Consider the following 23,160-nt stretch of genomic DNA (forward strand, 5'->3'; position numbering starts at 1 on the left):
GAATTATATGTTCTTTAGATGAGATAGAAAATATAAGCATGGCCAAAGTTACGGTTCTATTTTATATTGAAATATAAAGAAAAGAGAAACTAATTTAATCGATTATTTTGAAGTTTATTTGGTATAACACAAAAATAAAAAAAGCGCTGTCTAAATGACAGCGCTTTTTAATACTTTATTTAAAAAGGATTACTTGATTACTAACTTTTTAGTAACTGAAGCATCGTTTTGAGAAATCTTTACGATATAAACACCAGCATTTAATGCAGATACATTAATACGGTTGTTAGTTAAAGTTTGGTTGATAACTTGTTTTCCTAAGATGTCATAAACTGAAACTGATATAGCGTTGTCATTTGTTCCTACTACATTTACAAATCCTGTAGATGTTGGGTTAGGATACATTGAGAATACATTAGAACCAAACTCATCAACAGATAAGATTTGTACACTAAAATCTGCAGCATCTCTTGCAGTAAGAAAGTATCCATCTGCTCTTTCATTTACAATACCAATAATATCGGTTGCAGTTGTTGGAACATTTGCTCCAATATAATCTGCATCAAAGAATGACGTTCTAAAGTTAAAGTTGTCACCTCCTTGAGTTAAAGCAAATGCTGTACCAGTTACAAAAGTAGTTTCAACACTATTATCCATAGTTACAGTAGTTACTTCTACTAATTCAGACTCAAATTGCTCAGAATTAGCAGTTAACATTGCTAAAGTTACTACTTGTGGTGTTAACGTGTTACCAGTAGATGATGCTGCTCCAGGATCTGCAACAGGTGCAAATTGAATTGTTCCGCTAAATTCTCCTAAAGTTCCAGTGATACTTGTGATACCATCTCCTATAGCATAAGTTGTAGCTATAGTTCCTGAGCTATCGTCAATTAAAACAGCACCTGTTGCATCTTCTATATATTTTTGGTTTCTAAAACTTTGTTGGTATGTTAAAAATGCTTCACCAGTAAGTGTGTAAACTTGACCAATTGTTCCTGCTCTAAGCTCAGCGATATTAGCCACAGTATTTGATGATAATACGCTAAAAGAAACCATATCAGAATCAATTACACCACCATTTACCAATTCTACAGTTACATCATAAGTTTGACCATCTGCAGTTAATATATTAAAAGGACTAGTTACACCATTTGTAGTTGAACCATTAACAGTAATGTTTACAGTTTCACCACCTGCTAAGTTTGCAGTTGAGAATTCAACATCTACAGAAGTAGTTCCTGGTGCTAATTCTGCTCCATTTGAAGGAGAGGTGATTGCAACGCTAGGTGTTGCAACAAAACCATCAACAACTCTAATATTATCAAAGGCGATGTCTTCGTCACCAGAGTTTAAACTCATTTCAATTTTGAAAGTAATATTACTATTCCCTGAAAGGGCAATACTTTCAACGTATTCTGTAAAAGTAGATGTGATTTCTGCTCCATCACCAACACCATCAAAATCTGTATCAATTTTTGGAGTATTGTTTGTGCCTGCAGCTTCACTTCTAATCCATATTAAATTTTGATCTGCACCACCATCTAAAGAGTAAGTGATGTTTACAAAATCTGCATCATCCCAATCTTGGTTAGTTCCATCATCATCTTCAGCAAGTAAAATTGCAAAATCAACACTAGATAATCCAGAAACATCAATAGCAATTGTAGAAAGAGAAACTGGCAATGTAGCTCCTTCTCCATCTATGTCTTGTGCAGCGAAGATAAAAAGGCCATCAACGCCATTAACTTCGTAAAAAGATCCAATATCACTACCATCTGTTCTTAAAAAGAAATCACCAGTACCATCAGAAAATTCAGGAATAGAAGTTGTGTAGTTAGTTCCATTTGTGTCTGTTTCAAAACTTTCTTGGTATAACGTCGTTTGTGCAAACGAAGAAAAACCAATTAAGGCAGTTAAACATAAAAAGTAAAGTTTTTTCATAATTATTTAGTTTTAAATTGTTTAAAAATTAACCACACAAATATAATGAGAATTTAGAGTTTAAACGAATAATTTTTCAGCTATATGGCTATTTAACAATAGCGTAACATTAGTTTAAACACTTCCCGTAATCCAATTTATAGTGAAGAGTGGAGTTAACTTAATGTTATCAATTTAAACGGTTGTATAACATTTTGTTATTAATCTTATCTTTACAACACAAAGGATTGTAATATAAAAAAATGAAACGAGCATGTTCAAAACTTTACCAACCAAGAGAATGATTAATAGCGAACAGCATGTGTCCTTAAAAAAACAATACATATAAACACATGAAAAAGAAGGATATTAAAATTTTATTAGTTGATGATGAACCAGATATTTTAGAAATTGTTGGTTATAATTTGTCTAATGAAGGTTATCAAGTAATAACAGCCGAAAACGGTATTGAAGGCGTTAAAAAAGCCAAGAAAGAAAAGCCTCAACTTATTATTTTAGATGTAATGATGCCAGAAATGGATGGCATTGAAGCTTGCGAACAAATTAGAAAAACACCAGATTTAAGTAATACGATTATTACTTTTCTAACAGCTAGAGGAGAAGATTATTCTCAAATGGCAGGTTTTGATGCTGGCGCAGATGATTATATCACTAAACCAATTAAACCAAAGGTTTTAGTGAGTAAGGTAAAGGCGCTTTTAAGACGATTAAAAGATGATGAAAAGGTTGATGAAATTTTAAAAATTGGAAACTTAACAATCAACAGAGAGGAATATAAAATTATAATTAAGGGTCAAGAACTTGTATTGCCAAGAAAAGAGTTTGAATTACTATCTTTGTTGGCAACCAAACCAAACAAGGTTTTTAAGCGAGAAGAAATACTGGACAAAGTCTGGGGTAATGAAGTTATTGTTGGTGGACGTACCATTGATGTTCACATTAGAAAACTTCGTGAAAAAATTGGAGATGATAAGTTTAAAACAATAAAAGGTGTTGGATATAAGTTTGTTGACTAATGCAAAATAAATTAAAAAAAACGTACAAGTTTGCTTTTAAGACATCATTGTACATTACTATTTTTTTAACGCTCTTATCGAGTGTTTTTTTGTATTTGTTACATTCTATTGATGTTGTGTATCTTCTTTCATTTGCTATTTTTACTTACTTGCTTTCTTTTATAATTATTCAATATAGAGTTGAACGTTTCATCTATAGAAGAGTAAAAAAAATCTATGATGATTTAACACTTTTAGAATCTGCAACACTACGAAAGCAGCCTATCACTACAGATATGGCAACGCTTACTAATGAAATAGAAAAGTACGCAAAAGATAAAAAACTCGAAATAGAAACACTTATCGTAAGAGAAGAATACCGTAAAGAATTTTTAGGAAATGTTTCTCACGAATTAAAAACACCATTATTTACTGTTCAAGGTTATTTAGAAACTTTATTAGATGGAGCTATTCATGACGAAAAAGTAAATGTGAAATATTTAAATAGAGCAAATAAAGGTATAGAGCGTCTTATTTATATCGTCAATGATTTGGATATGATAACCAAATTAGAAGTTGGTGATTTACAACTTAATATAGAAGAGTTTGATATCGTTGAACTCGTAGAAAGTGTCTTTGATTTATTAGAAATGAAAGCTGCGAAGAAAAAAATCTCTTTAATTTTTGATATAGATTATAATGAACCTATAATGGTTTCGGCAGATAAGGAACGCATCCAACAAGTTCTTTCTAACCTCATTGTGAATTCTATTAAATATGGTGAAGACAAGGGAACAACCGAAGTTAGCATAGAAAACCTAATAAAAAACAAAGTCATCGTTAGGGTTACAGACAATGGAGAAGGTATTTCTAAAGCTAATATACCACGTTTATTTGAGCGTTTCTTTCGTGTTGATAAAAGTGGAAATCGCAAAGTTGGAGGTTCTGGTCTTGGTTTGTCTATCGTTAAACATATTATAGAAGCACACGATGAAAAAATATATGTAGAAAGCGAATTGGGAGTTGGGAGTGAGTTTTCATTTACCCTTGAAAAGACCAAATAACTTATTGAAATTCAACTCATAATCCATTGCGTTTAATCCTTCATATTTTGAAATATCATCAAGTTTTTTAATTGTAAAATCTTCTTGTTTACAACTTGCAACAAAACCTAAAGTTGTTAAACGCTCTGCAAGATATTCTTGCTCATATTGACCAGGAGTTGGTACAAAAAAAGCGTTTTTACTAAGCTTAGTTAAATCCATTAGCGTTGTGTAACCAGATCTAGATACTACCAAAGCACTTTCATTAATAGTTTGTTCTAATTGAGAACTTGTCATATAATTATAAATAAACATATTTTTTTCTTCGGAAATGTGCTGTTCATTCTCAATAACGCCTTTTATAAAAATGACTTTGCCTTTATAGTTTTTAAATTCTGCTAACAGCTTATTTTCAAAAAGAGTACGTTGAGGTTCAGGTCCAGAAAGCAATACCATAACATCGTACTTAATGGGAAGGTCTTCTTTACAAAACCTGCTTAAAGGTCCAATATATTTCACCGGAATATCATACATAGGTGTGTGACCTAATTTTCCGCTAAGATTAATATCTCCTAGATTATCTGGTACCCAACATTCTTGAAAACGTTTAATGATTTTTTGATGCAGTTTAGTGCTTAGCCATGTTGTGTTTCCACTTAAAACCTGAAGTTGATGTGTTATAAAAACACAATGTACTTTTTCATTATAAACACCCAAACGGTTGTCAGAAATAATCCCGTCAATTTGATAGGTTTCAATAATTGATGCAACAGCTTTTTTTTCAGCTTTAATCGCTTTAGCCATTTTAGGAGAACTCTGTAACATTTTTAATTTAAAGTGTTTTCCGTTTTTAGGATACATTATGTCATAAGAAGGAAGTTCTAAACACGTAATATCTGGAAATTCTTTTTTAAGTAAAGACAGAGCAATCCCATCACTAGCAATGATAGGCTCAAATTGATGAGCTTTTAAAGCATTAATAATTGGGATGCATCTTGTAGCATGACCTAATCCCCAATTTAGAGGAGCAATAAGTATTCTTTTTTTCAAATTTCTACCATTTTAGCAGAATCAAAGTTAAAGCTTAAAATGTTTCCTTAATTTTACCGCGTCATTAGTAAAAATAACAAATTGTTAAATATAAGTAGTGGGAAGTAAAAATAAACTCAAGAGATTTAGAGAAAATGAAACCTTTGATAATGTGTTTCAGCCAAAAAGAGAAGATTTGGTCGATTCAGAATACGAATTAAAAGGGAATTGGAATGCCAATGTTTTTAAAAACGATAATCCGTTAGTATTAGAGTTAGGTTGTGGTCGTGGTGAGTACTCAGTAGAGTTAGCGCGAAAATTTCCGAAGAAAAACTTTATAGGTATAGATATAAAAGGTGCTCGATTTTGGAGAGGTGCCAAAACAGCAATAGAAGACAATATCCCAAACGTTGCTTTTATTCGTACACAAATTGAACTAGTTGATTTTGTGTTTGCAAAGAATGAAGTGGATGAGATTTGGATTACATTTCCAGATCCTCAAATAAAATATAAGCGTACAAAACATAGAATGACCAATTCAGAGTTTTTAAAACGTTATAAAACCATTTTAAAACCAGATGGTGTTGTAAATTTAAAAACCGATAGTGAGTTTATGCATGGTTACACTTTAGGATTGTTGCATGGCGAAGGTCATGAAGTGCTCTATGCTAACCACAATGTGTATAAACAAGAAGGAAGCCCAGAAGAAGTAACGAGCATTCAAACCTACTATGAATCTCAATATTTAGAGCAAAACAAACCAATTACGTATATTAGGTTCAAAATAAAATAATTTGAGTACTACTGTCATTTTTTTTCTAGGTTTAATTATTGCACTTGTAGGTGTAGTTCCTCCTGGTTTATTGAATATGACAGCTGCAAAAATTAGTTTAAAAGAAGGTCACAATCGAGGATTCATCTTCTCAATAGGTGTTTGTCTAATTGTTTTTTTACAAACATATATTGCAGCCATGTTTGCTCGATATTTAAGTAATCACCCAAGTACAGTAGAGATTTTGAGAGGCCTAGCTTTTGTTATATTTGTATTGCTGGCTATCTATTTTTTATTTATTAGTAAACCTAATCCTAAGCCAAATATTGAGCCTCATGCAAAAAGTAAAAAAAGTCGTTTTTTTCAAGGCATGTTTTTATCGGCAATAAATGTTTTTCCAATTCCGTATCAAGCCTATATGACCATTACAATTGCAGGTTTTGGTTGGTTTGCTTTTGATGCTAAGAGTATTATTACCTATTGTTCTGGAGCAACGACTGGCACGTTTGTAATGCTATATTTTTATATTTTCTTCTTTGATAAAATCAAAAACAAGAAGTTGACCTCACAAAAGAATATGAATTATATTATAGGCGCAATTACTGCTATTGTTGCATTAGTAACCTTAATAAATATTCTAATGGATCAGCTTAAATGAAACCAGAAACTTTAAATTTCTTTGATCGAGTTTATGAGGTTGCTAAGTTAATTCCCTTCGGAAAAGTAACCAGCTACGGGTCAATAGCCAATTATTTAGGAGCTAAACGAAGTGCTAGGATGGTTGGCTATGCAATGAATGGCTCTGTTGGGAAAGATGTTCCTGCACATCGCGTAGTCAACAGAAAAGGACTACTTACAGGGAAGCATCATTTTGATGGTACTAATTTGATGCAACAACTTTTAGAAAGCGAAGGAATTGTCGTTATCGAGAATCAAATCCAAGATTTAGAATCTGTTTTTTGGGATCCAATGAAGGAGTTGTAATACATTTTCCGAAAACTTATGACTTATTGTGTTTTCCTATTATTTCCTAATCATTCAAAAATTAGGAATAATTGTAAATGTAACACTCAATAATCAACACCAATTCAGTCATAATAAATTGCAATCACAACACTTTAAACTTCAACCTTTATTGAGTATCTTTGCGTTTAGAATGATTCTGAATAATTAACATTCTTGAATTTAAAGATTACTATGAAATTAAATAAACAAGACATACTTAAAGCACTTGAAAGCATTTCTGCGCCTGGTGAAGGACAAAACATGGTAGAGAGTGGAGCAGTAACTAACGTTGTGACATTTGCAGATGAGGTTATTGTTGATATAACAATTACAAACCCAAGTTTGCAAGCCAAAAAGAAAACCGAAGTGGAGATCATGCAAACCATCCACAAATTGGTGTACGAAAAAGCTAAAATAAAGGTCAATGTAAAAGTTGATGCACCAACAAAATCTGCACCTAATGTAATCAAGGGAAAAGAAATTCCTGGTATTAAAAATATAATAGCTGTAGCTTCTGGAAAAGGAGGTGTAGGGAAATCTACAGTAACAGCAAACTTGGCTGTCACTTTAGCAAAAATGGGTTTTAAAGTAGGTGTTTTAGATGCAGATATTTATGGTCCATCAATGCCAATCATGTTTGATGTAGAATTAGAAAGACCATTGGCTACAAATGTTGACGGAAAATCAAAAATGCGTCCTGTAGAAAACTACGGAGTTAAAATGTTATCTATTGGCTTTTTTACAAAACCAGATCAAGCAGTCGTTTGGAGAGGACCAATGGCAGCAAAAGCATTAAATCAAATGATTTTTGATGCACATTGGGGAGAATTAGATTTTATGCTTATAGATTTACCTCCAGGAACAGGAGATATTCATTTAAGCATCATGCAATCACTTCCAATTACAGGAGCTGTTATCGTAAGTACACCACAAAATGTTGCGCTTGCAGATGCTAAAAAAGGAGTCGCTATGTTTCAACAAGAAAGTATCAATGTACCAGTTTTAGGTATTATTGAAAATATGGCTTACTTTACACCAGATGAACTTCCTGATAATAAATATTATATCTTCGGAAAAGAAGGCGCAAAAAATCTTGCTGAAGATTTAGGTGTTCGCTTTTTAGGAGAATTACCATTAGTACAAAGCATAAGAGAAGCTGGAGATGTTGGTCGTCCAGCTGCATTACAAACCGCTACAGAATTAGAGAAAGCATTTGAAAAATTAACTCAAAATGTAGTAGAAGAAGTGGTGAAGCGTAACGATAATTTACCTGCAACAGAGGCAATAAAAATAACGACGATGGCTGGATGTTCAGCAGTAAAAAAATAATAGATGGGTACAGAAGAACTTAGAGTAAATGTCGAAAAAGCATTAGATGAAATTCGTCCGTTTTTACAAAGTGATGGAGGCGATATTTCTTTATTGTCTATTGAAGATGGTAAATTAGTAAAAGTGCAATTACAAGGTGCTTGCGTTGGATGTAGTGTGAATCAAATGACACTTAAATCTGGTGTAGAAATGACTATAAAAAAGTATGCACCTCAAATTGAACAAGTTATTAATATTGACGCTTAATTAGGCGTGAATACAATCCCGATAGCTATCGGGAAGGCTTTCACTACTCGCTCTCTGCGAGGAGCTCAAACAGACCGTTCAATCTTTCACGCAAACTGATAAAAGTCATAAAATTTAGAATTAAATTTATAGAACTTTGTCATTATAAACAAAAGTTAAATTAAAGAGATACCCATTGTCATGGGCATTACTATGATTACAACAGATATACTCATTATTGGAGCTGGCCCAACAGGATTATTTACTGTTTTTGAAGCTGGTTTATTAAAATTAAAATGCCATTTAATAGATGCATTACCACAACAAGGCGGACAATGTTCTGAATTATATCCTAAAAAACCCATTTACGATATTCCTGCATATCCAGAAATTTTAGCTGGTGATTTGACCCATAAATTAATGGAACAGTGCAAACAGTTTGAACCAGGATTTACACTTGGTGAGCGTGCAGAAACCATTGAAAAACAAGAAGACGGTTCGTTTATTGTAACGACTAATAAAGGAACAAAACATCAAGCGCCCGTTGTAGCCATTGCTGGTGGATTAGGGAGTTTTGAACCACGTAAACCTTTAATTCAAAACATTGCAGACTTTGAAGATAAAGGTGTAGAGTACATGATTAAAGAGCCAGAGTTGTATCGCGATAAAAAAGTGGTTATTGCAGGTGGAGGAGATTCTGCTTTAGATTGGAGTATCTTTTTAAGTGATATTGCTAGTGAAGTGACTTTAATTCATAGACGTAATGAGTTTCGAGGACATTTAGATTCCGTAGAAAAAGTACAAGAACTTAAAAATGCAGGGAAAATAAATCTAGTGACTCCTGCTGAGGTTATTGGTATTGCTGGAGAAGATAGGGTAGAAGCTGTTGTTGTAAAACAATCTCAGGATGTTGATAAAGAGTTTACTTTAGAATGTGATCATTTCATTCCGCTTTTTGGATTGTCTCCAAAATTAGGGCCAATTGCAAATTGGGGATTAGAAATAGAGAAAAATGCTATTAAAGTAAATAATGCATTAGATTACCAAACCAACATACCAGGTATTTATGCCATTGGTGATGTTAATACGTATCCAGGGAAATTAAAATTAATATTATGTGGTTTCCATGAAGCTACATTAATGTGTCAATCTGCTTATCAAATTATAAACCCAGGAAAACGTTACGTATTAAAATATACAACAGTTGCAGGAGTTGATGGTTTTGATGGTACACGTAAAGAAGCACCTAAAGCAGTTGTGAAAGCCTTTGATTAACTTCTAAGGTTTTAAAACCTAACAGGTTTAAATACTAAAAATTTGGAACAAGACATAAATATAAAAATTACAGATAGAGATGGTGTAACTCACGACGTTTTAGCACCAACAGATATGGCTATGAACTTAATGGAAGTAGTTCGCTCTTATGAACTAGCTCCTGAAGGTACTATAGGTATTTGTGGAGGTATGGCTATGTGCGCCTCTTGCCAATGCTACGTTTTGAGTGAAACAGAATTACCCGAAATGCAAGATGATGAAGAAGCGATGCTAAGCGAAGCTTTTTATGTTAAAGACAATAGTCGTTTAGGTTGCCAAATACAGATGACTCCAGAAATGGAAGGTTTAGAGGTGGAGTTGGCTCCTGAAAGCTAAAATTCCTGCGAAGGCAGGAATCTCTAAATAGACTTGAAATAAACGTTGGTATGAAATACCAATAATGGCAAATATGATTTTAAGATTTAAGTAATAAGACAATAGTTTTTCAGGGAAATAGAAGAAAATTTCAACTATTTAGGAATTAAATTTTCAATAGAATCATATCTTTAGTTTTCTAACTCGGTAATTAATATAGAATCTTTTTTTAGTAGATTCTTCGACTCCGAATATATTCGGAATGCTCAGAATGACATATTTAATTCATTCAGTCTTATAATCCATCAACTTTCTAGGGCCTTCTAATAAAAAACGATCAATTTTTAATGTACCATTCTCTGTAGTTACAATTTGCCATTTTATTAAAGAAATTTCACCATTTTCAACTTCAATACCTGTGATGCTTCTTGGGTGTACACAACTTCCATCATTAAAAAACGCAATATCTCCAGGCTCAGGGAAACGCGGTCTATGTGTATGACCTACAACGGTAATGAGGTTATTGTTTTCTATAATCCATTTTTTTGTTCTGCGTTCTACTTTTATAAGTTCTTTATAGTTTTTAGCAGGACTAGTTGGGTCTGCAATTCCCATAACATTTAATGGTTTCCAAAGTATTCTAACTAGAAATCTACTCCATTTCCAAAAGGTGTAATTCCACCAATCTGCTTGGTGGCCATGTGTTAAAAATAATTCTTGGTTAGTTTCTGCATGTTCTAGAACAATACCTTCATGATATTTAATACCGCAAAATAAATCTTCATTTTCTCCTGTTTTAGGATCAAAAAAAGAAGATAAGTGTTTTTCAACATATTTAGGGTCTCGATATACCATATCATGGTTTCCCCAAATCATATGTAATCGTTCTTCATCATGAAATTGTTTCATCAACATATACACGTTTTTGTGTGCGTAGAAGATGGATTCAAACGATAGATTTTCCCATAGTTCATCACCATCACCAATTTCACAGTATTGAAAACCTTCTGTGTAATAATGTTTTAATGCATGAAAATAAATATTACGATTATTGGCAAAATCATCTGCAAAACTATTGTCTCCTCTATGACAATCACTAAAGAAAATAAATTTAGAAGTATCTGTAAACGCAATACGTTTCGCATTTTTGTAAGCGCGATCTAATCTGGATTTTGAAGACATGAATAAACTTTCAACTAAAATAAGTAGAAATTAACAACTAGTTGTTATCCTTTATTTTTTAATTATTAAAACCTAGGGTTTTCAACGTAGAAAAAGATGTTAAAATTTAAAGGAGTTTATAAGTTTAAAATTTCCGAAGTAAAAAAAATGCCTCTAAATTAATAGAAGCATTTATAATATTTTCTTGTAATTTAAATTTTACTTAAAAGCATTCAAACCAGTAACATCCAATCCTGTAATTAGTAAATGAATATCGTGAGTACCTTCATAAGTTACTACACTTTCTAGATTCATCATGTGTCTCATTATAGAATATTCACCGCTAATTCCCATACCTCCTAACATTTGTCTTGAGTCACGAGCAATTTTTAAAGCCATATCTACATTGTTACGTTTCGCCATAGATATTTGTGCTGAAGTTGCAGTTCCATTTTCACGCATCACACCTAATCGCCAAGCTAATAATTGAGCTTTAGTGATTTCGGTAATCATTTCAGCTAATTTCTTTTGTTGTAATTGAAATTGACCAATAGGTTTTCCAAATTGCATACGCTCTTTGCTATAACGCAAAGCAGTATCATAACAATCCATTGCAGCTCCAATAGCTCCCCAAGCAATACCAAAACGAGCAGAATCTAAACAACCTAATGGTGCTCCTAATCCAGATTTGTTTGGTAATAAATTCTCTTTAGGCACTTTTACATTATCAAAGATAAGCTCACCAGTAGCAGATGCTCTAAGTGACCATTTGTTGTGTGTTTCTGGTGTAGAGAAACCTTCCATACCACGTTCAACAATAAGTCCGTGAATACGACCACTTTCATCTTTTGCCCAAACTACTGCTATTTGACAGAAAGGTGAATTTGAAATCCACATTTTAGCACCATTTAAAAGATAATGGTCACCCATATCTTTAAAGTTGGTAACCATACCTGCTGGATTACTACCATGATCAGGCTCTGTTAATCCAAAAGATCCAATCCACTCACCACTAGCTAATTTTGGCAAATATTTTTGGCGTTGTTCTTCGTTACCATATTTCCAAATAGGATACATGACTAAAGACGATTGTACAGAAGCTGTACTTCTAACTCCAGAGTCACCACGTTCAATTTCTTGCATGATTAAACCATAAGAAATTTGATCCAAACCAGCGCCTCCATATTCTTCCGGAATGTAAGGTCCAAAAGCACCTATTTCAGCTAAACCCTTTACGATTTGTGTAGGGAATTCTGCTTTTTGAGCATACTCTTCAATGATTGGTGAAACATCACGTTTTACCCAGTCTCTGGCTGCATCACGTACTAATTTATGTTCTTCGGTAAGTAATTCATCAAGATTGTAATAATCTGGTGCTTCGAATAAATCTGGCTTCATTTGATAGTTTTTATTATTGTTCAAAAGTCAAATGCTGTCGCTTACGCTCAAGTCATTATGAGTCATATAATATTTGAATAACAAAAATAACGAAAACGTTTTCTTAAAACTACATTTTCAAATAAAAATTGGCTGTCAAATTAATGTAGTCCTCTGTATAATGATGACGCGTAGTTTCAATAATTAATTCTTTAATTTCTAGATTTTTTTTCACGAATGAAAATTCAATGAGACTTCTTTTTATTTCTGCGGAAGGGTTTCCTCTAACATGTAAAATTTGTTTCGGAAAAAGAGAAACTTGACTAGCAAGAGTAATGAATTTTTTTTCTTCGGAAAATGGAATAACAACAGAAAAAATTCCTTCTTCAGAAAGTAGGGTTGCAACACTTTCTAACAAATGCTCAAAAGGCATCGCATCTTGAAATCGTGCTAGATCTCGTTGAGTACTTTCAGTTTTATAATTTTCAGCATAAAATGGCGGATTACAAATAATCAAATCATATTTATCTTCAATTTCTTCAGCAAATTCCTCTAAAGAAGCATGATAACAGAATAAGCGATCATTCCAAGGTGATTGCTCAAAGTTATCTACGCACTGTTCATAAGCTGAATCATCAATTTCTAATGCCTCTATAACTTCAGCATGACTTCGTTGTGCTAACATTAAAGATAAAACACCTGTTCCAGTACCAATATCTAAGATTGAAAATGGGTTGGTTTCAGTTGAAGTCCAAGCACCTAACAAAACAGTATCTGTACCAATTTTCATAGCACATTGATCTTGATTAACTGAGAATTGTTTGAATTGAAAAGGCTTATTCATGTTCTGTCTTTTGCTAAATCGAAACTGTCATTCCTGCGAAAGCAGGAATCTATTTTTTAGTCTTAAGTAGTTCTTGTTAGATTTCTGCTTTTGCAGGTATGGCAAATTTATTCTTCCAAATACAAATCAATCAATCCCTCAGGAGTTTCCACAAAAATGGTGTTGTTCTGTTTATCTACTTTAGAAATAAACTCATCATTCATTGGGATTAAGATTTCTATTCCGTCTCTATCAATTTCAAAAAGCGATTGAGCGGTAGAGTCATTAATAGATTTTATAATACCTACATGACCAAAATTTTTATCTTCAACTTTAAATCCAATAATTTCATGAAAGTAAAATTTATCATCTTCTAATTTTGGTAAAAATTCAAGAGGTAAATACAAACCATTTTTCATAAGTGAATCAGCATCTTCTTCTGTATCGACATCTTCAAATTTGACACGCAATAATTCAGATTTGTGCAGTTGTGAAGATTCAATAAAAAATGGGAGCAGTTTATCTCTAACCTCTATAAAAACAGAATCCATGTTTTCATAAAGCGCAGGCTCGTCAGTATCTAACTTGACTAATAGTTCGCCTTTGAAGCTGTATTTCTTTACAATTTTACCTAGAAAAAAGCAGTCTTTTTTTTCCATAACAGTTTAATTTGTCATTCCCACGAAAGTAGGAATCTCTTTAATGTTATATCTAATTAGTGTTTTAAACTCAATGTTATAAACTAAAAAACTCCGATACATTGTATCGGAGTTTAAAAGTATAAAAAATAATTTTCTATTCTTCTTCGTTTGAAGCTTTAGCTTCTTCAGCAGGAGCATCAGTTGCTTCTACTTCTTCAACTACAGGAGCTGCAGCTGCTATTCTAGCTTCATTAACTGCTTTCTCTGCTGCTAATGCATCTGCTTTCGCTTTTGCTTGAACTTCAGATAAACCTGCTTCTTTTGTTTGTACTTTTCCAGCTTTTTCTTGTAACCAAGCATCAAACTTAGCTTCTGCTTGTTCTTCAGTTAAAGCACCTTTAGCTACACCACCAGCTAAATGATTTTTTAGCATAGCACCTTTATAAGATAAAATTGCTCTAGCTGTATCAGTTGGTTGTGCACCATTCTGTAACCATTGTACTGCTCCATCAACATCTAATTCTACTGTTGCTGGATTAGTGTTTGGATTGTAAGCACCTAATTTCTCTAAGTATTTACCATCTCTTTTTGCTCGTGCATCTGCTGCAACGATCCAGTAATAAGGTTTTCCTTTTTTACCGTGTCTTTGTAATCTAATTTTTACAGGCATATTTTATTATTAATTTGTAAGGTTCGCGACCTCTATTATTAATGAGGCGCAAAGATAATACAATAATTTAATTCTCAACATTTTATTAGTAATTAAGTAATATTGAAAATTTATTATACTTTTGGGAACACTAAAACGTTAGTGTATCTACCTATAATATATTGAAAACTGATAAAATGAAAAAAATAGCCTTATTTCTTATAACCTTGGTAACAGTATTTAGCTGTGGTGAAGAACTAGAATTTAATTCACCTGCAATACAAGGGAATTATAATGGTAATCCATGGAAAGCAGTATCTTATGCTGCTGATATTGATTTTGGGGGATTTTTAATCCAAGGAAGTAATAACATTGAAACCATACAGTTAATCACTCAAAATGATATTGCAGGCACCTATATTTTAGGAGGTGATAATCCAAATGTTGCAATCATTAAAGATGAAAATGGTGTCATTTACTCTACAGCAAATGATCCAGATGAAGATTTTTCATTGTATCCAGCAGAAGGTCAAATCATTGTTGAAAATGTTTATGATACAACTCCTAAGACCATGACAGGGACATTTTGGTTTTACGCTTTTACAGAAGATGGAACGCAAACAGTAAACTTTAATGAAGGAGTATTTTACAAAGTGCCAATAGTAGGTGGTTTAGTGGCATTAGATAATAGTAGCAGTTGTTTACAAGCAACACAGCAAGTAAGCATTACGCAAATAGCATACAATGCAACAGATACAACAATGCCAGATTATACTGAAGCCTGTAATGCATACAAAATAGCTTTAATGGATAAGATAGATATTTGTGATGATCCTGATGGAAGCCTACAAATAATCGTAGACGGTTTAGGAACCTGTATACCATAATATAAATTTGAACAACACATTAAAAAGCAACCTTAGGGTTGCTTTTTTTGTTAATAGAGATGTAAGGTTTTGTTAAAAATGTTAAGTTGTTCGATTTTTCCTACTTTTTATATTATACTATACACAGTTGGATGTGAAACAATACGCATCAAAAAAGAAAGTATTGAAATTTAAAAATGATAAGAGAAATATGAAGTATTCAGAAGAAATTTCAAACAAGTTAAATGAATTATTAGTAAAAAATTATGACGCAGAAAAAGGCTATTTAAATGCTATTGATAATGTGAACAGTGATAAGCTGAAAATGTTCTTTAAAAGAAGAGCGTCAGAGCGTAGCGAATTTGCAAAAGAGCTAAGAACTGAGATTTTACAGTATGGGCAAATTCCAGAAGATTCAGGAAGTTTTAAAGGGACAATGCATCGCAATTGGATGTCTTTAAAATCTACTTTTACTTCAAATAATGAAGAGTCAATTCTTGAAGAAGCAATTCGAGGAGAAGAGGCTAGTCTAGAAGACTATAATGAGCTTATGAAAGAGCGTAATTTACCGCCTACAATAGATGCGTTATTGATTAAACATAAAAATGCAATCCAATCGGCAATTAATACCGAAAAAGTACACGAAGAATTAGTATCATAATCGATACGGTTTCTTGTAAGAAAAATCAGCTTGAAAGAGCTGATTTTTTTTGTTTAAAACTGTTTATAACTTCGCTTTATAAAAAAGGACTTTCTTCGTAATTTTATACGCTAGCTTTTATTGAATTTATTTTATGAAATATCAAATTTTCTATATTAATATTTTCACACAAGAGTAATCAAATAACGCTTTGTACCTCTGCTCCCGAAACCTTTCGGGATTGCGAGAAATAAACAGCCCAAGATAATATGTATTTAATCTTCGATACCGAAACCACAGGATTACCAAAACGATGGGATGCACCAATTACAGATGTTGATAATTGGCCAAGATGTATTCAAATTGCATGGCAACTCCATGATGAGATGGGAAACTGTGTAGAACATCAAGATTATTTGGTGAAACCAGACGGATTTAATATTCCGTATGATGCAGAGAAAATTCATGGTATTTCTACAGAGTTAGCACAAGAACAAGGTGTTTCTCTCCAAGAAGTGTTAGAGAAATTTAATGTTGCATTATCAAAGACCAAATTTGTTGTTGGTCAAAACGTGAAGTTTGATCTCAATATCATGGGAGCAGAGTTTGTGAGAGGAAACCTTGAAAACCAACTCCAGGAATTACCGGTTTTAGATACGTGTACAGAGCATACTGCTTCACTGTGTCAAATTCCTGGTGGTCGCTACGGAAAGTTCAAACTCCCAACCCTTACAGAATTACACCAATTTTTATTTAATAAGCCATTTTCTGAAGCACACAACGCAACTGCAGATGTTGAAGCTACCACACGTTGCTTTTTCGAACTGTTACGTTTAGGAGAATATACAAGGGAGCAATTAGATGTTGAGCCTGATTATTTTCAGAATTTTAACGAGAAGAATCCGCAAACAATTCAACTTATTGGATTAAAGCACATCAACCTCAAAAAGGAAAGTGCTAAAATTAATGAGCGACTCCAAAAGTTACAATCCAAAGATATTTCCGAAGCAGAAATAAAAGAAAATATTTCTGGATTGGCAGATGTTGATTTTGTTCATCTTCATAACCATTCTCAGTTTTCGGTATTACAATCAACGATTAGTATTAAAGATTTAGTGGCTGTTGCTGCTGAGCATAAAATGCCTGCAGTCGCATTAACCGATCATGCCAATATGATGGGTGCTTTTCATTTTGTAAATGCTGTTAATGGTCATAATAAAGGTGTAAAAACAAAAAATGCAGAGGCAGAGGAGAAAGGCGAACTTCCGCAAGGAAAAGAAATAAAACCAATCATAGGTTGTGAGTTTTTTGTTTGTGAAGATCATACCAATAAATCTAGAAAAGACAATGGCTATCAAATTGTATTGATTGCTAAAAATAAAGAAGGGTATCATAATCTTGCAAAGTTATCGTCACATGCTTTTGTTGATGGGTTTTACTACTTGCCAAGAATTGATAAAAAACTGATTCAACAATATAAAGAGAACCTGATTTGTTTAACGGGAAATCTTTATGGAGAAGTACCAAGTAAAGTATTAAATGTTGGAGAGAATCAAGCGGAAGAAGCTTTGATATGGTGGAAACAAGAGTTTGGTGACGATTTGTATATCGAATTAATGCGTCATAATCAAGAAGATGAAAACCGTGTTAATCCTGTGCTTATTGAGTTTTCTAAAAAACATGATGTTAAATTAATAGCTTCTAACAATACCTATTATTGTAAAAAGGAAGATGCTAACGCACATGATATTTTATTGTGTGTAAAAGATGGTGAAAAACAAGCAACTCCAATTGGTCGTGGTCGAGGATATCGCTATGGGATGCCGAATCAGGAGTATTATTTTAAGTCCTCTGATGAGATGAAATCCTTATTTAAGGATGTACCAGAAGCAATTTCAAATATTCAAGAAGTCGTAGATAAGGTCGAAGCGTATCAGCTTGCTCGAGATGTTTTGTTACCCGCTTTTGATATTCCAGAGGAGTTTAAGGATGATGCAGATATAGCAGATAAAGGAAAACGCGGAGAAAATGCTTTTCTAAAACATTTAACTTTTGTAGGTGCAAAAAAGCGATATGGAGAAGATCTAAGTGAAGAAGTTGTTGAACGTCTTGATTTTGAATTGAGCGTTATTGAAAATACAGGTTATCCTGGTTATTTTCTTATTGTAGAAGATTTTATTAGAGAAGCGCGTAAAATGGATGTTTCGGTTGGTCCAGGTCGTGGATCTGCTGCAGGATCTGTAGTTGCTTATTGCCTTTGGATTACAAATATTGATCCGCTTAAGTACGACTTGCTTTTTGAGCGTTTCTTGAATCCAGATCGTGTGAGTATGCCAGATATTGATATCGATTTTGATGATGAAGGTCGAAGTCGCGTCATGGATTATGTGATTGATAAATACGGTTCTAGTCAAGTGGCTCAGATTATTACCTACGGTACGATGGCTGCAAAGTCATCTATTCGTGATACAGCAAGAGTGCTCGATCTGCCATTATTTGAAGCAGATCGTATTGCGAAGCTAATTCCAACCATGTCAAAACTGAATAAGATTTTTGGCCTATCGGAAAAGGAACTAGGAAGTAAATTTAGAGCAGAAGATTTAGAGAAAGTCAATGAACTAATTAATATAGCAGATGGTGATGGTTTAGATGCCGAAACTATAAATCTTGCTAGATCACTTGAGGGTTCAGTAAGAAATACTGGTATTCATGCCTGTGGAGTAATTATTACACCAGATGATATTACCAAATTTGTTCCTGTTGCTTTAGCAAAAGATTCAGATTTGTATGTCACTCAGTTTGATAACTCAGTGGTTGAAGATGCAGGTTTGCTTAAGATGGATTTCTTGGGATTGAAAACCTTGACTTTAATTAAGGATACCGTTAAAATTGTCAAAGCAAAACATGATATATTATTAGATCCAGATACGTTTCCTTTAGATGATGAGAAAACTTATGAGTTGTTCCAAAGAGGAGAAACGGTTGGTGTGTTTCAGTACGAATCACCAGGAATGCAAAAACACCTTAAGGAATTAAAACCTAGTGTTTTTGAAGATTTAATTGCAATGAATGCCTTGTATCGTCCAGGTCCAATGGAGTATATCCCAAGTTTTACAAGACGTAAACATGGTGACGAAGATATTGAGTATGATTTACCAGCAATGGAAGAATATCTCAAAGAAACCTATGGTATTACAGTTTACCAAGAGCAAGTAATGCTACTGTCTCAAAAATTAGCAGATTTCACTAAAGGTGAAGCCGATGTTTTGAGAAAAGCAATGGGTAAAAAACAAATTGCGGTTTTGGATAAAATGAAGCCAAAATTTATTGAACAAGCAAGTGCTAAAGGTCATGATGCTAAAGTTTTAGAGAAAGTTTGGAAAGATTGGGAAGCATTCGCAAGTTATGCCTTTAACAAATCTCACTCTACGTGTTATGCTTGGATAGCCTATCAAACTGCCTATTTAAAAGCACATTATCCTGCAGAATATATGGCAGCTGTACTGTCTAATAATATGAACGATATTAAGCAGGTGACCTTCTTTATGGAAGAATGTAAACGAATGAAACTTCCTGTACTTGGACCAGATGTCAATGAATCTTATTATAAATTCTCTGTAAATAAAGATAATGCTGTTCGCTTCGGAATGGGAGCCATTAAAGGAGTTGGTCATGGAGCAGTAATGACCATTGTTGATAACAGAAAAGAGGGCGGGAATTATAAATCTATTTTTGATATCGCAAAGCGAATTGATTTGCGTGCGGCTAATAAAAAAGCATTTGAAAACCTTGCTTTAGCTGGTGGTTTTGACTGTTTTGAAGATACCCATCGTGCACAATATTTTCAAAAAGAAGGAAGTGATTTAACGTTTTTAGAAAAGGCCATTAAATATGGTGCTAAGCATCAAGAAAATGAAAACTCTGCACAAGTAAGTTTATTTGGAGCTGCGAGTAATGTTGAAATTGCAGAGCCACTAGTTCCGCCATGTGAAACTTGGGGAACTATGGAGAAATTAGCACAAGAACGCGAGGTTGTTGGCGTCTATATTTCAGGTCATCCATTGGACGATTTTAGAACAGAAATGAATAGTTTTTGTACGGGAACGATTGCTGATTTTAGCGATTTAAATGCAAATGTCAATAAAGAAATTACTTTTGGAGGTGTAGTTACTGATGTCATACATCGCACTAGTAAACAAGGTAAAGGTTGGGCGATGTTCACTATTGAGGATTATACAGATACTTTTGAGTTTCGCATTTTTGGTGAGGACTATTTAAAACATCGTATGTTTTTAGTTAAAAACACATTTGTTTATGTTAAGACTTTTGTTCGTGAAGGTTGGGTAAATCGAGAAACTGGTAAAAAGAGTGATCCTAGGTTACAATTTAATAGTTTCCAGTTGTTACATGATGTGATGGAGAAAAGTGTAAGAAAATTATCAATCCAGTTAAATATCAAAGAATTGGAGTCTGATAAAATACACCAGTTGAAAGAGTTGATTTCTATGCATCCAGGTAATCATTTATTGAACTTTGTAGTTTATGATAACAGAGAAAAAATAAAATTAGAAATGCCAAGTAGAGTACAAAAAGTTAAAGTCACCCAGGAGTTGTTAAGTGAGTTGGAAGAGCAACAGGTATATTATAAATTGAATTAATTTAGTTTCGCGTAAAGGATGGAGCGGTATGTTTGAACTCCTTGAAGAGAATGAGTAGAGACAGCCTGACCGTTTGGAGCTTCTGAGGAAAAGGGTTACGCCCAAAAGAGGATCATACAATCAATCAATAACCTCATAATCAAAACAAATACTACCACTGTAAGGTTTAGCAAAATTTTTGACTAATTTTGTGTAATAAATAAACTGAAGTTAAACAATTAGACAATATAATTATGGCATTAGAAATAACAGATGCAAATTTTGAAGAATTAGTATTAAAAAGTGATAAGCCAGTAATGGTAGATTTTTGGGCTGCTTGGTGTGGACCTTGTAGAATGGTTGGACCAATCATTGACGAAATCAGTACAGAGTACGATGGTAAAGCAGTTGTAGGTAAAGTAGATGTTGATGCAAATCAAGAATTCGCTGCTAAATATGGTGTAAGAAACATCCCTACAGTTCTAGTATTCCAAAACGGAGAAGTTGTTGGAAGACAAGTTGGTGTAGCACCTAAAAATGCTTATTCTGAGGCAATCGACGCTTTATTATAAAATATATTCATAAAGAATTGATAAAAGGTTTGCCAGTATGGTGAACCTTTTTTTATTTTTAACTAATATTAAGACATAAGAAAAATACATATGAGTAAGCAAGCAAAAACGCAAGACTTAATTGATAGTAAATTATTAGAAGAACGTAAAGTCTTTCTTTGGGGAATGGTAGATGATAAATCAGCAAAACATGTGATTGATCGTTTATTGTATTTAGACTCTCTAGAGAAGAAAGATATTCATTTATACATAAATAGTCCAGGAGGTTATGTAACATCTGGATTTGCAATGTATGACTGTATTAAATCACTAAATAGTGATGTCTCTACTATTTGTACTGGATTAGCAGCATCAATGGGATCAATATTATTATCTGTTGGTACCAAAGGGAAACGTTTCATTCAACCACACGCTAGAGTGATGATTCACCAACCAAGTGGAGGAGCTCGTGGTCAAGCCAGTGATATTGAAATTACAGCTCAAGAAATTTTAAAAACTAAAGAGTTGAGTGCTAAAATTTTAGCAGATAATTGCGGACAAGATTTCGATAAAGTAATGAAAGATTTTAATCGTGACCATTGGATGGGAGCAGAAGAATCTAAAGCCTACGGAATTGTTGACGGAATAATCTAAAATATTTTTTTCTTCGGAAATTTTATAACTCATGAACCTACAAGCAGAACTCAATAAAGCAGGAGGCTTTAAAAATCTAGAATTACTAGCTAAGCAAGTAGTTGAAGGTTTTGTAGCTGGTATGCATAAGAGTCCGTTTCATGGGTTCTCTGCTGAGTTTGCAGAACATAAAATCTATAACCAAGGAGAAAGCACGCGTCATATTGATTGGAAGCTATATGCTAAAACAGATAAACTTTATACAAAACGGTATGATGACGAAACCAATTTGCGTTGTCACCTTATTGTAGATAATAGCAGTTCAATGCACTATCCTGAACAAAAAGAGTTCAGTATCTTAAATTTGAATAAGATTGGTTTTTCTGCTTTAGCAGCAGCATCAATGATGCACATTTTAAAAAAGCAACGAGATGCAGTTGGTTTAAGTATTTATAGTGATGCTTATGATTATTACGCTCCCGAGAAGGGTAGTGAACGTCATCATCAAATGTTATTGGCAGAATTAAGTAAAATGGTAGTTTCAAAACAGCTAAACAAGCAAACAGAAACTTACACATATTTACATCAAATAGCAGAAAACATTCACAGAAGATCACTTATTTTCTTTTTTACAGATATGTTTCAAACATCAACCGATGAGGTTAAATTGTTTGAAGCTTTGAGACATCTTAAGCATAATAAGCATGAAGTTGTATTATTTCACGTTATTGACAAAGAAAAAGAGTTGAAGTTTAATTTTGATAATACGCCTAAGAGATTCATAGATGTTGAGACTAATGAGTTCATCAATCTTTATCCAGATACAGTAAAAGAGAGTTACGAAAGTGCTGTATCTGATTACTTTAAGGATATCAAATTAAAGTGTGGCCAATATCAAATTAAATATGTAGAAGCCGATATAAATAAACCTTTTGACAAGATTTTGACAACGTATATGGTCGAGCGTCAAAAATTTATTTAATTTTTTTAAAAAATCTTGCAAAAACATTTGTGTTATTAAAAATGGGGTGTATATTTGCCATCGCAATAAAGCAACGGTCTGGTAGTTCAGCTGGTTAGAATGTCGCCCTGTCACGGCGAAGGTCGCGGGTTCGAGTCCCGTCCAGACCGCTAAAATTGCAAAACTAAAGCTTCAAGAAATTGAAGCTTTTTTTTAGCGATTTAAAGAAGTTGTGTTGTTCTCAGAGAAATCT

22 protein-coding genes and 1 tRNA gene are annotated in these 23,160 nt (G+C 33.3%); 16 read left to right on the top strand and 7 right to left on the bottom strand.

Annotation, left to right across the window (positions count from 1 at the left end):
• Nucleotides 1-189 precede the first annotated feature (189 nt).
• Entirely contained in the window at nucleotides 190-1,941 is a 1,752-nt protein-coding gene (locus IM744_RS02425; protein WP_194506490.1) for a T9SS type A sorting domain-containing protein, read from the bottom strand.
• Between the two features lie 332 nt (nucleotides 1,942-2,273).
• Between IM744_RS02425 and IM744_RS02430 the strand changes: the two genes are divergently transcribed.
• Nucleotides 2,274-2,957: a response regulator transcription factor gene (locus IM744_RS02430; RefSeq protein ID WP_194506491.1), complete on the top strand. Its 684-nt coding sequence runs from the start codon at nucleotides 2,274-2,276 to the stop codon at nucleotides 2,955-2,957.
• The gene (locus IM744_RS02435) at nucleotides 2,957-4,000 is read left to right on the top strand and encodes a sensor histidine kinase (protein WP_194506492.1); all 1,044 of its coding nucleotides are present in this window, start codon (nucleotides 2,957-2,959) and stop codon (nucleotides 3,998-4,000) included. Before IM744_RS02430 ends, IM744_RS02435 begins: the two co-directional genes overlap by 1 nt.
• Here the strand turns inward: IM744_RS02435 and IM744_RS02440 are convergent.
• Nucleotides 3,974-5,029, bottom strand: a complete 1,056-nt coding sequence (locus IM744_RS02440; RefSeq protein ID WP_194506493.1) for a glycosyltransferase — start codon at nucleotides 5,027-5,029, stop codon at nucleotides 3,974-3,976. The two genes, IM744_RS02435 and IM744_RS02440, sit on opposite strands and share 27 nt — an antisense overlap.
• 97 nt (nucleotides 5,030-5,126) lie before the next feature.
• Here IM744_RS02440 and trmB point away from each other — a divergent pair, with 97 nt between their 5' ends.
• The 7 genes from trmB to IM744_RS02475 all read left to right on the top strand — a co-directional run bounded on the left by trmB (nucleotide 5,127) and on the right by IM744_RS02475 (nucleotide 9,989).
• A complete protein-coding gene (gene trmB / locus IM744_RS02445; RefSeq protein WP_194506494.1) occupies nucleotides 5,127-5,801 on the top strand; it encodes a tRNA (guanosine(46)-N7)-methyltransferase TrmB in 675 nt (224 codons plus the stop codon).
• A gap of 1 nt (nucleotide 5,802) precedes the next feature.
• On the top strand, nucleotides 5,803-6,438 hold the full coding sequence (locus IM744_RS02450) for a LysE family translocator (protein ID WP_194506495.1): 636 nt from the start codon (nucleotides 5,803-5,805) through the stop codon (nucleotides 6,436-6,438).
• Nucleotides 6,435-6,764 (top strand): MGMT family protein, encoded by a 330-nt coding sequence (locus IM744_RS02455; protein WP_194506496.1) that lies wholly within the window; start codon nucleotides 6,435-6,437, stop codon nucleotides 6,762-6,764. The genes IM744_RS02450 and IM744_RS02455 overlap by 4 nt, the downstream gene beginning before the upstream one ends.
• Nucleotides 6,765-6,977: 213 nt before the next feature.
• Nucleotides 6,978-8,114 (top strand): Mrp/NBP35 family ATP-binding protein, encoded by a 1,137-nt coding sequence (locus IM744_RS02460; protein WP_194506497.1) that lies wholly within the window; start codon nucleotides 6,978-6,980, stop codon nucleotides 8,112-8,114.
• A gap of 3 nt (nucleotides 8,115-8,117) precedes the next feature.
• On the top strand, nucleotides 8,118-8,360 hold the full coding sequence (locus tag IM744_RS02465; protein ID WP_194506498.1) for a NifU family protein: 243 nt from the start codon (nucleotides 8,118-8,120) through the stop codon (nucleotides 8,358-8,360).
• 192 nt (nucleotides 8,361-8,552) lie between these two features.
• Nucleotides 8,553-9,614, top strand: coding sequence for an NAD(P)/FAD-dependent oxidoreductase (locus tag IM744_RS02470; protein ID WP_194506499.1), 1,062 nt, complete (start codon nucleotides 8,553-8,555; stop codon nucleotides 9,612-9,614).
• A gap of 42 nt (nucleotides 9,615-9,656) precedes the next feature.
• Nucleotides 9,657-9,989, top strand: coding sequence for a 2Fe-2S iron-sulfur cluster-binding protein (locus IM744_RS02475; protein ID WP_194506500.1), 333 nt, complete (start codon nucleotides 9,657-9,659; stop codon nucleotides 9,987-9,989).
• 264 nt (nucleotides 9,990-10,253) lie between these two features.
• Here IM744_RS02475 and IM744_RS02480 read toward each other — a convergent pair whose 3' ends face one another.
• From IM744_RS02480 to IM744_RS02500, 5 genes are all read right to left on the bottom strand, one after another.
• Nucleotides 10,254-11,150, bottom strand: a complete 897-nt coding sequence (locus tag IM744_RS02480; RefSeq protein ID WP_194506501.1) for a metallophosphoesterase family protein — start codon at nucleotides 11,148-11,150, stop codon at nucleotides 10,254-10,256.
• A gap of 198 nt (nucleotides 11,151-11,348) precedes the next feature.
• A complete protein-coding gene (locus tag IM744_RS02485) occupies nucleotides 11,349-12,527 on the bottom strand; it encodes an acyl-CoA dehydrogenase family protein (protein WP_194506502.1) in 1,179 nt (392 codons plus the stop codon).
• A 109-nt stretch (nucleotides 12,528-12,636) separates the two neighbouring features.
• Nucleotides 12,637-13,350: a tRNA1(Val) (adenine(37)-N6)-methyltransferase gene (locus IM744_RS02490; protein ID WP_194506503.1), complete on the bottom strand. Its 714-nt coding sequence runs from the start codon at nucleotides 13,348-13,350 to the stop codon at nucleotides 12,637-12,639.
• A 107-nt stretch (nucleotides 13,351-13,457) separates the two neighbouring features.
• A complete protein-coding gene (rimM, locus tag IM744_RS02495) occupies nucleotides 13,458-13,988 on the bottom strand; it encodes a ribosome maturation factor RimM (protein ID WP_194506504.1) in 531 nt (176 codons plus the stop codon).
• A 136-nt stretch (nucleotides 13,989-14,124) separates the two neighbouring features.
• Nucleotides 14,125-14,640, bottom strand: coding sequence for a 30S ribosomal protein S16 (locus tag IM744_RS02500; protein ID WP_194506505.1), 516 nt, complete (start codon nucleotides 14,638-14,640; stop codon nucleotides 14,125-14,127).
• Between the two features lie 176 nt (nucleotides 14,641-14,816).
• Here IM744_RS02500 and IM744_RS02505 point away from each other — a divergent pair, with 176 nt between their 5' ends.
• The 7 genes from IM744_RS02505 (at nucleotide 14,817) to IM744_RS02535 (ending at nucleotide 23,077) form a co-directional block, all read left to right on the top strand.
• Complete coding sequence (locus IM744_RS02505) at nucleotides 14,817-15,506, top strand: DUF6252 family protein (protein ID WP_194506506.1); 690 nt, start codon at nucleotides 14,817-14,819, stop codon at nucleotides 15,504-15,506.
• Between the two features lie 190 nt (nucleotides 15,507-15,696).
• The gene (locus IM744_RS02510) at nucleotides 15,697-16,146 is read left to right on the top strand and encodes a ferritin-like domain-containing protein (RefSeq protein WP_194506728.1); all 450 of its coding nucleotides are present in this window, start codon (nucleotides 15,697-15,699) and stop codon (nucleotides 16,144-16,146) included.
• 248 nt (nucleotides 16,147-16,394) lie between these two features.
• Nucleotides 16,395-20,783 (top strand): DNA polymerase III subunit alpha, encoded by a 4,389-nt coding sequence (gene dnaE / locus IM744_RS02515; protein ID WP_194506507.1) that lies wholly within the window; start codon nucleotides 16,395-16,397, stop codon nucleotides 20,781-20,783.
• A gap of 227 nt (nucleotides 20,784-21,010) precedes the next feature.
• A complete protein-coding gene (gene trxA, locus IM744_RS02520; RefSeq protein ID WP_317175381.1) occupies nucleotides 21,011-21,334 on the top strand; it encodes a thioredoxin in 324 nt (107 codons plus the stop codon).
• A 90-nt stretch (nucleotides 21,335-21,424) separates the two neighbouring features.
• Entirely contained in the window at nucleotides 21,425-21,967 is a 543-nt protein-coding gene (locus IM744_RS02525; RefSeq protein ID WP_194506509.1) for a ClpP family protease, read from the top strand.
• 31 nt (nucleotides 21,968-21,998) lie between these two features.
• Nucleotides 21,999-22,928 (top strand): DUF58 domain-containing protein, encoded by a 930-nt coding sequence (locus IM744_RS02530; RefSeq protein WP_194506510.1) that lies wholly within the window; start codon nucleotides 21,999-22,001, stop codon nucleotides 22,926-22,928.
• Between the two features lie 75 nt (nucleotides 22,929-23,003).
• Nucleotides 23,004-23,077, top strand: a tRNA-Asp gene (locus tag IM744_RS02535).
• The last annotated feature ends 83 nt before the right edge of the window (nucleotides 23,078-23,160 follow it).

Source organism: Psychroserpens luteus (assembly GCF_015319355.1).
GTDB classification, from domain to species: Bacteria; Bacteroidota; Bacteroidia; order Flavobacteriales; family Flavobacteriaceae; genus Psychroserpens; species Psychroserpens luteus.

What these genes read in the sequence shown, in the direction of transcription:
- IM744_RS02425 (WP_194506490.1), bottom strand. Translation starts at nt 1,941, where the DNA reads ATGAAAAAACTTTACTTTTTATGTTTAACTGCCTTAATTGGTTTTTCT.
- IM744_RS02430 (WP_194506491.1), top strand. Translation starts at nt 2,274, where the DNA reads ATGAAAAAGAAGGATATTAAAATTTTATTAGTTGATGATGAACCAGAT.
- IM744_RS02435 (WP_194506492.1), top strand. Translation starts at nt 2,957, where the DNA reads ATGCAAAATAAATTAAAAAAAACGTACAAGTTTGCTTTTAAGACATCA.
- IM744_RS02455 (WP_194506496.1), top strand. Translation starts at nt 6,435, where the DNA reads ATGAAACCAGAAACTTTAAATTTCTTTGATCGAGTTTATGAGGTTGCT.
- IM744_RS02460 (WP_194506497.1), top strand. Translation starts at nt 6,978, where the DNA reads ATGAAATTAAATAAACAAGACATACTTAAAGCACTTGAAAGCATTTCT.
- IM744_RS02465 (WP_194506498.1), top strand. Translation starts at nt 8,118, where the DNA reads ATGGGTACAGAAGAACTTAGAGTAAATGTCGAAAAAGCATTAGATGAA.
- IM744_RS02470 (WP_194506499.1), top strand. Translation starts at nt 8,553, where the DNA reads ATGATTACAACAGATATACTCATTATTGGAGCTGGCCCAACAGGATTA.
- IM744_RS02480 (WP_194506501.1), bottom strand. Translation starts at nt 11,150, where the DNA reads ATGTCTTCAAAATCCAGATTAGATCGCGCTTACAAAAATGCGAAACGT.
- IM744_RS02485 (WP_194506502.1), bottom strand. Translation starts at nt 12,527, where the DNA reads ATGAAGCCAGATTTATTCGAAGCACCAGATTATTACAATCTTGATGAA.
- IM744_RS02490 (WP_194506503.1), bottom strand. Translation starts at nt 13,350, where the DNA reads ATGAATAAGCCTTTTCAATTCAAACAATTCTCAGTTAATCAAGATCAA.
- rimM (WP_194506504.1), bottom strand. Translation starts at nt 13,988, where the DNA reads ATGGAAAAAAAAGACTGCTTTTTTCTAGGTAAAATTGTAAAGAAATAC.
- IM744_RS02500 (WP_194506505.1), bottom strand. Translation starts at nt 14,640, where the DNA reads ATGCCTGTAAAAATTAGATTACAAAGACACGGTAAAAAAGGAAAACCT.
- IM744_RS02505 (WP_194506506.1), top strand. Translation starts at nt 14,817, where the DNA reads ATGAAAAAAATAGCCTTATTTCTTATAACCTTGGTAACAGTATTTAGC.
- IM744_RS02510 (WP_194506728.1), top strand. Translation starts at nt 15,697, where the DNA reads ATGAAGTATTCAGAAGAAATTTCAAACAAGTTAAATGAATTATTAGTA.
- dnaE (WP_194506507.1), top strand. Translation starts at nt 16,395, where the DNA reads ATGTATTTAATCTTCGATACCGAAACCACAGGATTACCAAAACGATGG.
- IM744_RS02525 (WP_194506509.1), top strand. Translation starts at nt 21,425, where the DNA reads ATGAGTAAGCAAGCAAAAACGCAAGACTTAATTGATAGTAAATTATTA.
- IM744_RS02530 (WP_194506510.1), top strand. Translation starts at nt 21,999, where the DNA reads ATGAACCTACAAGCAGAACTCAATAAAGCAGGAGGCTTTAAAAATCTA.